Source organism: Microbacterium sp. K27 (genome assembly GCF_004794435.1).
Lineage (GTDB): Bacteria > Actinomycetota > Actinomycetes > Actinomycetales > Microbacteriaceae > Microbacterium > Microbacterium maritypicum_A.
In genome coordinates, this window is the sequence record NZ_SSDK01000047.1 from 120759 (window position 1) to 133713 (window position 12955).

General features: G+C 68.9%; 14 protein-coding genes. 6 read left to right on the forward strand and 8 right to left on the reverse strand.

Features of this window, described 5'->3' with window-relative positions:
* The 4 genes from DW307_RS17350 to DW307_RS17365 are packed head-to-tail and all read left to right on the forward strand — an operon-like array spanning position 1 to position 4766.
* Positions 1 to 1101 carry a DUF917 domain-containing protein gene (locus DW307_RS17350; RefSeq protein WP_136025324.1) on the forward strand — a complete coding sequence of 367 codons (1101 nt, stop codon included), beginning with the start codon at positions 1 to 3 and terminating at the stop codon, positions 1099 to 1101.
* Positions 1098 to 2216: a DUF917 domain-containing protein gene (locus tag DW307_RS17355; RefSeq protein ID WP_029266004.1), complete on the forward strand. Its 1119-nt coding sequence runs from the start codon at positions 1098 to 1100 to the stop codon at positions 2214 to 2216. Before DW307_RS17350 ends, DW307_RS17355 begins: the two co-directional genes overlap by 4 nt.
* A gap of 10 nt (positions 2217 to 2226) precedes the next feature.
* Complete coding sequence (locus DW307_RS17360; protein WP_029259729.1) at positions 2227 to 3255, forward strand: S-methyl thiohydantoin desulfurase domain-containing protein; 1029 nt, start codon at positions 2227 to 2229, stop codon at positions 3253 to 3255.
* Complete coding sequence (locus tag DW307_RS17365; protein WP_136025325.1) at positions 3252 to 4766, forward strand: PucR family transcriptional regulator; 1515 nt, start codon at positions 3252 to 3254, stop codon at positions 4764 to 4766. Before DW307_RS17360 ends, DW307_RS17365 begins: the two co-directional genes overlap by 4 nt.
* Before the next feature lie 12 nt (positions 4767 to 4778).
* On the opposite strand, the gene DW307_RS17370 is transcribed toward DW307_RS17365, so the two are convergent.
* The 4 genes from DW307_RS17370 to DW307_RS17385 form a co-directional block, all read right to left on the reverse strand.
* A complete protein-coding gene (locus DW307_RS17370) occupies positions 4779 to 5192 on the reverse strand; it encodes a VOC family protein (RefSeq protein ID WP_021198098.1) in 414 nt (137 codons plus the stop codon).
* A 105-nt stretch (positions 5193 to 5297) separates the two neighbouring features.
* Complete coding sequence (locus tag DW307_RS17375) at positions 5298 to 5564, reverse strand: glutaredoxin family protein (protein ID WP_029259731.1); 267 nt, start codon at positions 5562 to 5564, stop codon at positions 5298 to 5300.
* 129 nt (positions 5565 to 5693) lie between these two features.
* Positions 5694 to 5981: a hypothetical protein gene (locus DW307_RS17380; RefSeq protein WP_029259732.1), complete on the reverse strand. Its 288-nt coding sequence runs from the start codon at positions 5979 to 5981 to the stop codon at positions 5694 to 5696.
* Between the two features lie 124 nt (positions 5982 to 6105).
* A complete protein-coding gene (locus tag DW307_RS17385; RefSeq protein ID WP_136025326.1) occupies positions 6106 to 6846 on the reverse strand; it encodes an SDR family oxidoreductase in 741 nt (246 codons plus the stop codon).
* A 106-nt stretch (positions 6847 to 6952) separates the two neighbouring features.
* Here DW307_RS17385 and DW307_RS17390 point away from each other — a divergent pair, with 106 nt between their 5' ends.
* Together DW307_RS17390 and DW307_RS17395 are read left to right on the forward strand one after the other, a co-directional pair.
* Positions 6953 to 8302: a M20/M25/M40 family metallo-hydrolase gene (locus tag DW307_RS17390; protein ID WP_168441061.1), complete on the forward strand. Its 1350-nt coding sequence runs from the start codon at positions 6953 to 6955 to the stop codon at positions 8300 to 8302.
* A gap of 55 nt (positions 8303 to 8357) precedes the next feature.
* Positions 8358 to 9818, forward strand: a complete 1461-nt coding sequence (locus DW307_RS17395) for an MFS transporter (protein ID WP_136025328.1) — start codon at positions 8358 to 8360, stop codon at positions 9816 to 9818.
* A gap of 3 nt (positions 9819 to 9821) precedes the next feature.
* Here the strand turns inward: DW307_RS17395 and DW307_RS17400 are convergent, their stop codons facing one another.
* The 4 genes from DW307_RS17400 to DW307_RS17415 form a co-directional block, all read right to left on the reverse strand.
* Complete coding sequence (locus DW307_RS17400) at positions 9822 to 10649, reverse strand: acyl-CoA thioester hydrolase/BAAT C-terminal domain-containing protein (protein WP_205810535.1); 828 nt, start codon at positions 10647 to 10649, stop codon at positions 9822 to 9824.
* Positions 10646 to 10906 (reverse strand): hypothetical protein, encoded by a 261-nt coding sequence (locus DW307_RS17405; protein WP_231479857.1) that lies wholly within the window; start codon positions 10904 to 10906, stop codon positions 10646 to 10648. The genes DW307_RS17400 and DW307_RS17405 overlap by 4 nt, the downstream gene beginning before the upstream one ends.
* A 195-nt stretch (positions 10907 to 11101) precedes the next feature.
* Positions 11102 to 12271, reverse strand: coding sequence for an RtcB family protein (locus DW307_RS17410; protein WP_136025329.1), 1170 nt, complete (start codon positions 12269 to 12271; stop codon positions 11102 to 11104).
* 275 nt (positions 12272 to 12546) lie between these two features.
* Positions 12547 to 12951: a VOC family protein gene (locus DW307_RS17415; RefSeq protein WP_136025330.1), complete on the reverse strand. Its 405-nt coding sequence runs from the start codon at positions 12949 to 12951 to the stop codon at positions 12547 to 12549.
* Positions 12952 to 12955: the final 4 nt, after the last annotated feature.

The window sequence follows — 12955 nt, forward strand, 5'->3', positions numbered from 1 at the left end:
ATGAGCTGGACGATCACTCCCGCGCACATCGACGGTCTCGCCCGCGGTGCTGCCGTCCTCGGCACCGGCGGGGGAGGAGACCCCTACATCGGAGCGCTGCTCGCTCGTCAGGCGCTGACCTCCGGCGACGTCACGGTCGCCGGCCTCGACGAGGTCCCCGACGACGCTCTCGTGCTGTTCGTCGCGATGATGGGAGCACCGACCGTGATGGTCGAGAAGCTCCCGAGCCTCGCCGAGGTCATCGAACCGGTCAGGGCACTCAGCGTGCACCTCGGCCGTCCGATCACCCATATCGCGTGCGCCGAGGTCGGAGGGGTCAACTCGACCATCCCGATCGCCGCCGCTGCCGCGCTCGGCCTTCCGCTGCTCGACGCCGACGGCATGGGGCGGGCGTTCCCGGAGCTGCAGATGGTGCTCCCGACGCTGTACGGCGTAACGGCATCGCCGCTCGCGTTCAGCGATGAGAAGGGCAACACCGGCGTGCTGCAGACGGTCGACAACTCGTGGACCGAGCGCATCGCCCGCGTGGCCTGTGTCGAGATGGGGTGCTCGGTCATGATCTCCGGGTTCTCGATGTCGGGATCTGCCGCGCGGGAGTCGCTCGTCTCGGGGTCGCTGTCCCGCTGCATCGAGATCGGGCGGCGTATCGCCGCCGCACGCGACGAGAAGACCGATCCGGTCGCGGCGGTCGTCGAGCTTCTCGGCGGGCGCGAGCTGTTCGACGGCAAAGTCGTCGATGTGCACCGCGCCACCACGACCGGCTTCGCGCGCGGACGTGCACGCATCGACGGCGACGGCGACGCGACGCTGACGCTGCAGTTCCAGAACGAGCATCTCGTGGCCGAGGCCGACGGGACCGTGCTCGCGACCACTCCCGATCTGATCATGGTGCTCGACGGGGAATCCGGCGAGCCGATCACGACCGAGGCCCTGCGGTACGGGCAGCGGGTGCGGGTGATCGCGGCACCCGCAGACGAGCGCTGGCACTCGGAGGCGGCGCTCGCGATGGTCGGCCCCGGCTACTTCGGGTACGACATGCCGTCGCACCGCTTCGACGGCAGCATCTCGGCAGGATTCGTCTCGACGGGAGCCGCGGCATGAGCTGGCAGCTCACCGCCGCAGACCTTCCCGATCTCGCCCGCGGTGCGACGCTGCTGGGCACCGGCGGCGGGGGCGACCCGTACATCGGCAAGATGCTGGTCGAGCGCGTGCTGGGGGAGGCGAGCATCACGATCCTCGACCCGGACGAGCTCGCCGACGACCTCTTCGTGATCCCGACGGCCCAGATGGGCGCGCCGACCGTGATGATCGAGAAGATCCCCGCCGGGACCGAGCCCACCCTCGCCCTGCGCACGCTCGAAGAGCACCTCGGGCGGAAGGCGGACGCGACGATGCCGATCGAGTGCGGGGGCATCAACTCGATGATCCCCCTCATCGTCGCGGCGGAGACCGGGCTACCCGTGGTCGACGCCGACGGCATGGGCCGTGCCTTCCCTGAGCTGTCGATGGAGACCTTCGCCGTGTACGGCGTGCACGGGTCGCCCCTCGCGCTCGCGGGAGAGCGGGGTGAGAAGGTCGTGATCGACACGGGAGACGACGACCGCCAGATGGAGTGGCTCGCCCGCGGCATCACCATCCGACTCGGCGGTGTGGGACACATCGCCGAGTACGCGATGACCGGAGCCGACGTGCGCCGGACGGCCGTTCCCCGGACGATCTCGATGGCCCTCGCGCTGGGCCGCGCCATCCGGATCGCCCGTGAGGAGCATCGCTCGCCGTTCGACGCGATCGCCGAGACCCTGGCGAGCACGCTCTACCCGCACCTGCGCGAACTCTGCGTCGGCAAGGTCGTCGACGTCGAGCGGCGCACGACCGAGGGGTTCGCCAAGGGGAGAGCCGTCATCGCGCCCCTCGGTGCCGACGAAGGCGACACCTTCGAGATCTCCTTCCAGAACGAGAACCTCATCGCCCACCGGAGCGGGACGCTGGTGGCGATCGTGCCCGACCTCATCTGCGTGGTCGATCACGAGACGGCGGAGCCCATCACGACGGAGGGCCTCCGCTACGGGCAGCGCGTGCGGGTGCTCGGCATCTCCACACCGGAGATGATGCGCACACCCGACGCGCTCGCCGCCTTCGGCCCGTCCGCGTTCGGCCTCACGGCGGAGTTCGTTCCGCTCGAGACGCTGGCCGCGGGTGAGGACGTTTCTCCCTAGGCTGGAGCGCATGATGCTGCAGCGCGACGACCTCACGGCGCTCGCCCGCGGCTATGCGCTGCTCGGCTCCGGCGGCGGCGGCTCGACGACCATGCTCGAGCTGATGCTCGCCGGTGCCGAGGGCTGGCCGATCGAGGTCTCGCCGATCTCGGCGCTCGACCCCTCCACGCCCTGTCTCGGGGTTGCCTTCGTCGGCTCGACCATGCTGCTGGAGGAGCGTCTTCCGGGGGCGGCACCGTTCACCCGGCTGCTCGACGCCGTCGAGCGGTGGATCGGTCATCCGGTCCCGGCGGTCTGTTCCCTCGAAGGCGGAGGCATGAACGGGCTGGCGCCGTTGCTGCTGGCCGGGTCGCATGTCGTGGTCGATGCGGACTGCACCGGCCGGGCCGTTCCGGGACTCGACCAGATGTCGCTGTTCGTGGATCGCGTCCCCGGCCTCGTGTTCGCCTGCGATACGGGCTTCGACGGCGTCGCGCTCGTCGAGGCGCACCGGGCGATCGATGCCGAGCGTGTCGTCCGATCGGCGATCATCCAGGCCGGCGGGGTCGGCTGCGCCGTGCTGGGCGGGTTCACGGTCGGCGATCTGCGGGAGCACGCGATCGGCGGCCACCTCGCCCATGCGCTCGACCTCGGTCGGGCTTATCTCGGCGCCGCGACCGCTCCGCTCCCGATCCTCGCCGATGCGCTCGGGGCGGAGCTTCTCGCCGAGGGGCGCATCGTCTCGGTCTCCTCGTCTGCGCACGATCCCCACGTGAACGCGGTGGAGATCAGCGGGCTCGCCGGGGCCGTGCACCGGGTGGTCAGTCGCTCCGAGACCCTCGCCGTGCTGACCGACGGCCGTCTGGTCGCATCCGCGCCGACGATCATCGTGGTCATCGATGCGATCTCGCGGGAGATCCTGGAGGTCACCGAGCTCCGACTCGCGCGGAACGTCGCGGTGCTCGCCATCCCCGCGCCGGAATGGTGGAATGCCCGACCGGATCGGCGGGCGAAAGTGTTGCCCTCGGCATACGGACTCGACGATCTGGACGCGGCGTGAACGAGAGACTGCAGTTGAGCGCGCTGCTCGCCCACGGCGAGAACGGCGGGCTTCGGAGAGTCGCGGGGCCCGAGGACGCCGCGTGGGAAGCGGTGACGGTAGGGGCGGGGGAGTCCGAGCTGAGCGCGAGCGGGCCCGATCGGCTCGCGGTCGTGACGGCGACCGCCCCGACGTCGACCTGGCAGCAGGACGCGCTGTTGCGGCGGCTGCGTGATCGCGGATACACGGGACTGGCGCTCTCGGGAGCGGCCTCGTTCGATGCCGGTGCTTTCCGCCTCGCGGATCGGATCGGTCTGTGCCTGCTCGATGTCGAACGTCCCATCCAACTCGCGAAAGCGTGCTGGATGCTGATCGAGGCGCGGGATGCGCTGACGCTCAGCCAGGTGCGCAAGGTCGCGCAGTCGTTCGAGTATGCCGCCGATGACCTGGCCGATCTGCTGGGGCACATCGCCGCGAACCTCGGTGTCGGTGCCGCGCTGATCGACTCGTCGGGAGTGCTGCAGGAGGCAGGTGCGCATCTCGACGAGCGACTGCACGCCGCGATCGGTTTCGAATCCTGGCTCGATCGGGCCGGTGTCGGCGATGCGGCGGCCGCGTCGGTGCGTGTGGACAGCCCGGGGCGCAGCGGGTTGCGGCTCGTGCTCTTCGGTCGAGGACTCGGGGAGGCACAGGTGCAGTCGCTTTCCGTCGCCGCCGAGGTGGCGATGCCGGCGGTCGCCGCACGCATCTTGATCGACGAGGTGGCGGCGGTGAACGACGTCGCCGTGTCCTCCGGGCTGCTGCGCGACTTCGTCGATCTGCATGGGACGGCCGACGCCGATGTCGAGCGGCGCATGGCCGAGCGCGGCTGGCGCACCGGTGGACATCACCTCGGCTTCCGGATGGTGGCGAGGGGACGACTCGATTCCTTCTCGCTGCTGCGGACGGTCAGTGCCGGGCTCAGCGCCATCGACGGCGATGCGCACGCGACGACGGCCGGTCGAGGACTGAGCGGGTGGCTGACCTTCCCGGAGTCGCCGGATCCTGACCGGGTGGAGCGGGCGGTCGCGTCCCTGCGGGAGCTCCATCTGAGTGCCCTGCGCGATTTCGCCGTCGCCACCGGCATCGGCTCGCTCCAGGGAGGACCGGAAGGACTCGCCGCGACTCTCGACGAGGCGGGGGATGCGGCGCGCATCGCGGCGTCGCGATCGGCGACGGGGTGGTTCGTGCGCGTCGACAGCCTCGGACTCGAGCAGCTCCTGCTCGCCTGGACCGGGAACGACACGTTCGTCCCCGCTGCGGAATCCCTGCTCGCACCGTTGCGGGAGGGAGGGGGAGAGCTGCTCACCACCCTTTCGTCGTACCTCGACCACGAATCGGGCATCGCTGCGACCGCGACGGCGCTCGGTCTGCACCGTAACACCGTGACCGTGCGGATCCGGCGTGTGCAAGAACTCCTCGGCATCGACCTGACCGACCCGGAAGCGCGCTTGGCGCTGCATCTCGCCTGTCGGGCGGTGCAGCCGCGCTGACGCGGAGTGGTCTCACTCCTCCGGGTCGCCGTGCAGCATCCACGGGATGCCGAAGCGATCGACGAGCATGCCGAAGAGGCCGCCCCACGGGGGCACGTCCAGCGGCATCGTGATCGTCGCGCCGTCGGAGAGCTTCTCCCACACGGCGCGGGTGGTGTCCTGGGAGTTGCCGCTCAGTGACACCGAGAACCCCTGCGGCTTCTCGTAGGGCATGCCGTCGGGGGAGTCGGAGGCCATGAGCACCAGACCGCCCGGAGCATCGAGTTGTGCGTGCATGACGAGGTCCTTCTGGCTCGGATCCTGCACCATGTCGGGGAACTCTCCGAAGGTGTTGATCACCAGGTCACCGCCGAGGACGCTCTGATAGAACTCCATCGCCGTGCGGGCCTCGGTGCGGAACGAGAGATACGGGTTGAGAGCGGGCATGAAGACTCCAGGAGTGTGTGAACGGTGTCATGACCGGCACCGCTGGAACTTAGTCTGCGCTCGGATCGAGAGGGTCCGCAAGAGGGATCCGGAGCGACGGCGGCCCTAGGCCGGGAGCGCCTTGACCGCGGCGGTGAGCACCTGCGGGACCGTCGGCACACCGGTGGCCCGGAAGACTTCGGTGCCGGTGGAATCGTGGATGATCACGGTCGGTGTGAACCCGATATCCAGCTTCTCGGCAGCATCCGGATCCTGTGCGACGTCGATCTCGGTCACGGTCGCGTCGGGGAGGAATCGTGCGGCCTCGGCGAGAACGGCCCGGGTCCGGGCGCAGGCGCCGCAGAACGACGATGACACCAGGGTCAGTTCCATGTGCACCTCCAGGGGGCGCCGCGCGCCACCCTGGATGCAACCGTCACCTGTTTCGTGGTGTTCCCGTGAGACGGCGGAGGTGCTCAGGCGACGGAACGCCGCACGCTCGTTCGGATCAGCCTCGAGAGGTCATCCGCGGTCGAGGCCGAAGGTGTGCTTCACGAGCGCGCGCACGTCGCGGTCGAGGCCTTCGATACGGCTCTCCACGGCGTCGATGCGAGTGTTCACCGAGACGAATCGCGCATCGACGGCCTCGAACCGCGCGACCATCTCGGTGCGGAGCCCACCGATCTCTGACCTCACGCCGCCGATCTCGGCTCGCAACACTCGGATGAACAGCGTCGAGACCACCGTGACCATTCCGAACATCAGCGCGATGACGGCACCGATCATGGTCCAGATCTGCGGCTCGGTCATCGTGATCACGCTCTCATTCTGGTCGGATGATCTCATCCTGCCAAGACCACGAACCTGGATGCGGCGAGTGGGGAGAAGCCTGTTCCGGAGCAGTATGTGGAGAGGGACTGGAGCAGGGGCACCGCTAGCGGGCGGCGAGCCATTCGGCGAAGCTCTGGCGTCCGAGATCTGCGTCAGGACCGGGGAGAGCATGCCCCGCTCTCATGCCGGCCATCTGCGGCCCCGGCACGTTGAGTCTCGGTATCCATCCGCGGAATCCCGTCCGCCGCGCGAACGCACGCACCATGTCAGACAACTGCTCTTCCCGAAGGCCGGCGAGGTCACGCACGCGTCCCTGCGGATCGGCAGTGGCGAGTGCTGCGAGACGCGCGCCCACTTCGCTCGCAGCCACGGGCTGTGTGCGGGCGTTCGGGGCGATGTGCACGGGTCCCAGCTTCGCCCGGGCGAACATCTGCTCCGCGAACTCATGGAACTGCGTGGCCCGCAGGATCGTCCACGGTACGCGCGACGCCTCGACGATCTTCTCCTGGGCGATCTTGCCGGCGTAATAGTCGTAGGGAATGCGGTCGATCCCGACGATCGACAGCAGCACGACCTGTCCGACTCCCGCATTCGACGCCGCTGAGACCAGGTTTCCGGTCGCGGCGGTGAAGAACTCGATGGCCGCGCTCGCCTTGAGCGTCTCGATGCTCGCGACGTCGACCACCGCGTCAGCGCCTGCCAGGGCGTCGTCCAGCCCCTGCCCGGTCACCAGGTCGACTCCCTGCGACCGGCTGAGGACGACCGCGTCGTGTCCCGCTGTGCGCACCGCCTCGACGGTGTGCCGTCCGACGGTCCCGGTTCCTCCTGCGACGGCGATCCTCATCCGTGTTCTCCTTCGTCTCGGTACATCTTCTCCGGAATCGACGATGCAGGCGACCGAAACGCGTGATGTCGGATCGCGCCGGAACGCGGCCCCGCTGCTGGGTACGATGGCGACTGTGACCACACCGACCGTGCGCCCGGGCATCGCCGAGCGGCTTTCGCAGATGATCCGGATACCGACGGTCTCGGCCGAGCTCGAGGAACGCGGACCTGCGCCCTTCGAGGAGTTCGTCGCGCTGATCGCGGAGCTCTACCCGTTGACGCACGAGGAGCTGGGTCTGGAACGGCACACCGACTTCGGCCTCCTGTTCCACTGGGAGGGGAACGGTGCGACCTCCGACGAGCCCGTCGTGCTGATGGCCCACTACGACGTCGTCCCGGTCGACGAGAGCGACGACTGGACCCATCCGCCGTTCGCCGGCGTGATCGCCGACGGATCGGTGTACGGCCGTGGAGCGCTGGATGACAAGGGCCCGCTGATCGTGGTCCTCGAGGCGGTCGAGAATCTGCTCGCCGACGGGTTCGTGCCGCCCCGTGATGTGTACCTCTCCTTCGGGGGCAACGAGGAGACGTACGGACGCGCCGCCGAGGAGATCGCGCGAGTGCTGCGCGAACGCGGGGTGGTCCCGTGGCTCGTGGTCGACGAGGGTGGTGCCGTGGTCGACGCGCCCCTGCCCTTCGTCCCCGGCCGTGCCGCGATGATCGGTGTCGGGGAGAAGGGCGTGATGACGCTCCGGCTGACGGCCCGCGGCGACGGCGGCCACGCCTCCGCTCCGCCGTCGTCGACCGCCGTCCGGCGCATCGCCACGGCCGTGGACCGACTCGGACCCACCACCTTCCGCCCGCGGGCGTCGAAGGCGATCCTGCGGATGCTGTCGCAGCTGGCCGGGCAGACTCCGGGCCCGGCTCGGCACCTGCTGCGGTTGCTGAGTTCTGCCCCGCTGCTCACCGCGCAGGTCTTCGCCGCCCTCGGCGGTGAACCCGCAGCTCTCGTGCGCACCACGGTCGCGCCGACGATGCAGTCGGGCGGTACTGCGGCGAACGTGCTGCCGTCTCAGGCATCCGCCACCGTCAACCTGCGCATCGCGCTCGGCGAGACGACGCAGCAGACGGTGTTCCGGGTACGTCGGCGCATCCGTGACCCGCTCGTCACGGTCGAGGTCGTCGAAGCGAGCGAGCCGTCGCCGGAGTCACCGACGGACAACGCCCAGTTCGCGCTCCTCGCCGAAGCCCTCGACGTCGCTTTCCCCGGGGTGCCCGCGGTGCCGTATGTGATGATGGCCGCCACCGATTCGCGACACTTCCACCGGTTCTCGCCGGCGGTCTACCGCTTCGCACCGCTGGACATGTCGAACGCCCAGCGTTCCTCGATCCACGGCGTCGACGAGAGCGTCGAGATCGCCGCCCTGGAGCGGGGGGAGCGATTCCACCGGGCGCTGCTCGAACGGCTAGGGTGATCTCACCCTTCCCCCGGAGTGTGCCGGGGAACCCGAAGCAGAAGCAGGAGACGCGATGACGCGCACCCGCACCCTGGGCACCCTCGCCATCGTCGTGGGCTTCCTCGCCTTCGTGGAGTTCACGAGCGGTGTGCTGCAGGGGTACTACACCCCGATGCTCACCGACATCGCGCGCCATCTGGGGATCCACGACGCCGATGTGAACTGGCTCGAGGGGGCGCAGCTGATGCTGTCGGCACTCGTGGTCCCGGCGTTCGCGAAGCTCGGTGACATGGTCGGCCACAAGCGGATGCTGCTGATCTCGACCGCTGTCACCGCCGCCGCCGCTCTGGTGCTGCCTTTCACCGACTCTTTCCCGGTGTTCCTCGCGGCGTGGGCGCTGATGGGGTTCTACGTGGTCTGGCTTCCGCTGGAGATCGCTCTGATCTGGTCGCGCTCGCGGCGCATGGAGGGGCGTTCCTCGATCACGGCGAAGGCAGCGGGCCTCCTCGTCGCGGCGCTCGAAGGAGGGGCGATCATCGGCGCGCTCGTGGGTGGCGCGCTCATCGATGTCCTGCCGCTCACCGTGGTGCTGCTGGTGCCTGCCGTGCTGATCGTGGTCTGCTTCTTCGTGATCCTGTTCGGGGTCAAGGAGTCGCCGGAGCCGACGGGCGGTCTCTTCGACACGGTCGGCCTCGTACTCATCTCCCTCGCCCTCGTCTGCTTCACCGGGGGTCTCAGTCTGCTTCGGCTGGAGGGCGGCCTGACCAACCCCTGGTCCTGGGCGGTGGTGGTGCTCGGCGTCCTGCTGGTGATCCCGTTCGTCGTGTGGGAGCTCCGCGCCGACGATCCGCTGATCGATGTGCGCATGTTCCGTTCGCCGGCGCTCGGCCCCGTCTTCCTGACCGCCGGGCTCTTCGGCGTCAGCGTGCTCGGCGCGCAGGCCCCGCTGTCGACGTTCGCGCGTACCGATCCGACGGTCTACGGCTACGGTCTCGGCACGAGCGGCTTCGCGACCTCGCTGATCATCGGCGTGTATCTGATCGCCATGATCGCGGGGGCTCTCCTGTTCCCGACCGTCGCCCGGCGGGCCACGCCGCGCCTGACGCTGATGGGTGCGTCCGTGCTGGTCGGCATCGGGTTCCTCCTCTTCCTTCCGTTCCACGACACGTACGCGCAGGTCATCACGAACATGGTCGTTGTCGGACTCGGCTCGGGAGCGCTGGTCGCCGCGCTCCCCGCCGCTGCCGCATCGGCCGCTCCGGCCACGCAGACCGGTGTCGCGACGGGGCTCACCAACTCGGTGAAGACCGTCGGCGGCGCGATCGCCTCGTGCGTGTTCGGCATCGCGCTCCTGCATGGGGTCGCGAGCACGGCAGGTGCGACCGAGGGAACGGCCGGCTCGCTCGCGGGCTACTTCACGGTGTGGATCGTCTGCGGGGTGACCGCCTTCGTGGCCGCGGTGATCCTCGTGTTCGTCCCGAAGACCGCGTTCACCGACCGATCTGTCGAGACCGAGGCGGCCTCGGCCCTCTGACGCTCAGGCGCGCAGCCCGAGTGCGTGCACGATCTGCGGCCACGCGAGGGCACCGAGTTCCGCGTCAGCCGATGGTGAGCCTCCTCGTGCCATCGTCACTCCACCGGTGGCGATCGACTCGCCGGGCAGGATCATCCGGTGCCCGGCGGGGGAGTGCGTGATCAGCCTCGTCTCCCGTCCGTTCGCTCTGCGGCGCTCGACGATCTCGGCGGCGAACCGGTCGCTCGGCCAGACACGGTCGTCGCCTCCCGCGATGAGCACGACGACGCCGCGGATGCTCTCTGAGAGGATCGTTGCGGCTGCAGTGGCGTCAGGAGCGCGATCGAGGCTCGACTGGTACAGGGTCCGGTACTCGGGCGGTTCGGTCGACGGCGACCACGACGAGTCGAACGGGACAGCCGGGAGCGGAGCCCCCTGCCAGGTCCAGTGCGATGACCAGTCCCCGTCGGCGAACCCCGCCCAGACGACGGATGACGGTGCGACCGCGACCGTCACGTCGACCGGGTGAAGGGACGCGGTGACCAGGGCAGCCTCCGCACCGAACGACGTTCCGAAGATCGCGATGCGGTCGGCATCGTGCCGCAGGAGGTCCAGCTGATCCGTGAACAGCTCGATCGGCACTTCGTGGGGTGAGGGGCGCTGACCCGCACCGCCGAACCAGCGGATGGCGCGGACCCGGGCCCCGTGCCGTGCGAACAGGTCGGCCCGTTCTGCCTCCACGCGCCCACTCGACCCCGCGAGGAGCAGGATCGCGGTGCCGTTGGGTACTTCCGGATAGGCGTCATACCGGTCGGGTGGGGCGACCGAAGCGTGGTCTCGAAGCGTCGTCATCCGTCGCGGTCGAGACCGAACGTGCGCTTCACGATCGCCTGCACGTCGCGGTCGAGCCCGTCGATGCGGGTGTTCACGGCATCGAATCGTGCGTTCATCTCGGTGCGCAGACCGCCGATCTGCCCGTTCATCTCGGTGCGCAGACCGCCGATCTCACTGCGGACGATCCGGACGAACAGGGTCGAGACGACCGTGAGCGTGCTGAACATCAGCACGGTGAACGATCCGATCATCGTCCAGATCTGCGCGTCATTCATGAATCCCACTTCCTCATCGTCGCATCGATTCGGCAAGCCTGCCAGAGCCCGGGAGCCGAAGATATCGGTCGCGCACGAGAGGGGGAGAACCCGGCCTCTGACGTGTCGGAGCAGGAGAAGACGATCCGCCCGCGGATCTCGCGGGGAAGGGGTGGAGAGGAGACCGGGCGGTGGGATCCCACCGCCCGGTCCTGCTCAGTCGCCCTTCACGTTGACGATCTGCCGCAGCGTGTGCCGGATCGACACGAGTCCGGCGGCATCCGCCATCACCTGGTCGATCGGCTTGTACGCCTGCGGAATCTCGTCGATGAAGGCATCGGTGTCACGGAACTCGATGCCCGTCATCGCCTCTCGCAGCTGGTCGTGCGTGAAGGTCCGCCGCGCCGCCGAGCGGGAGTACTCCCGTCCGGCACCGTGCGGGGAGGAGTTCAGCGACTGCGGGTCGCCGAGCCCTTCCACCACGTACGAGGCGGTCCCCATCGACCCGGGGATGAGGCCCGGTCGACCGGCGTCCGCCTGGATGGCGCCCTTCCGTGACACCCACACCTGCTTCCCGTAGTGCTTCTCCGACTCGGTGAAGTTGTGGTGGCAGTTGATGCGCTCCTGTTCGTCGACCGGGGTTCCGAGGAACTCCGACACCTGCCGGATGACGCGATCCATCATCTCCTCCCGGTTCAGCAGAGCGAAGTGCTGGGCCCACCGCAGCTCCCGGATGTAGCGGGTGAACTCCGGTGTGCCCTCGACCAGGTATGCCAGGTCGGGGTCGGGAAGGTCGATCCACCACTGCCTCGCCAGCCGCTGGGCGACGGCGATGTGGTGCCCGGCGATCTTGTTGCCGACGCCTCGCGAACCCGAGTGCAGGAACAGCCAGACCCGATCGAGCTCGTCGACCGACACCTCGATGAAGTGGTTGCCTGAACCGAGCGTGCCCAACTGCAGACGCCAGTTCCCGGCGTACTGCGCCGGGTCGAAGCCGTTCTTCTCGGCGAGCTGCTCCAGCTCGGCGATGCGCGGTTCCGCGGTGGCCACGACCTTGCGGTTGTACCGGCCGGCCGACAGGGGGATGGCGCGCTCGATCTGCTCCCGAAGGTCGGCGAGCCGACGACCGTCGACGTCGCTCCTCGTGAACGGCGTACGAACGGCGATCATCCCGCAGCCGATGTCGACGCCGACGGCGGCGGGGATGATCGCGCCGAGCGTCGGGATGACCGAGCCGACCGTCGCCCCCTTGCCGAGGTGCGCGTCCGGCATCAGTGCCAGGTGCGGGTGGATGAACGGCATGCGGGCCGTGGTGTGCGCCTGAGCGAGTGTCTTCTCGTCGATCAGGGACGCCCACGACAGCAGCCGTGCGGAGAGCCTCTCCATGATTCCTTTCCTTGTGGTGATGTTCAGCCACAGGTCAGAGGAGTCTCCAACGGAAAACGCCCCGGACCTGACGGTACGGGGCGTTGCGAGAGCGGATGCTGTCACACGGCGCGTGCCGGAGGGTACGACTCGTAGCGGTCATTGCGCTTCTGCTGAAGCGGCAACACCGCTGCCTGGGGAAGGTTCCGCTGCGCGGTCATCCGTCGTGCTCCTCGGCTGGTGTGCTGCGCCGATCGGCACAGCTTTGCCACACTAGGGCGCGACACGCCCGGGAGTCAAGTTGTCTCACGGGGCGGGTTGTGCATGAACTCGACCCGGATGCCGTCCGCGTCCTCGACGAACGCGGCGTAGTAGCGCTCCGAGTAGCGCGGGTACTCCTTGGGCTCGCGGACAGCTGTCCAGCCGGCGTCGACCGCGACCGCGTGCAGGCGGTCGACCTGCTCGCGCGTCGGTACTGCGAAGGCGATGTGCTGCCAGCCGATGCGGCCATGTTGATGCGGAGCGGAGTCCTCATCCCAGGTGTAGAGGATGATCTCGGTCTCGTCGCCGTTGTTCCATGAGATCGAATGATCGTTCGCGCCCCCGCTCTGATACCCGAGAGCGGTGAGCACGGGGTGGAACTGCGCCCGTCCGCGCTCGAGGTCGTCGACGGTGATGCCCAGATGATCCAGAAGAGCCACGGGT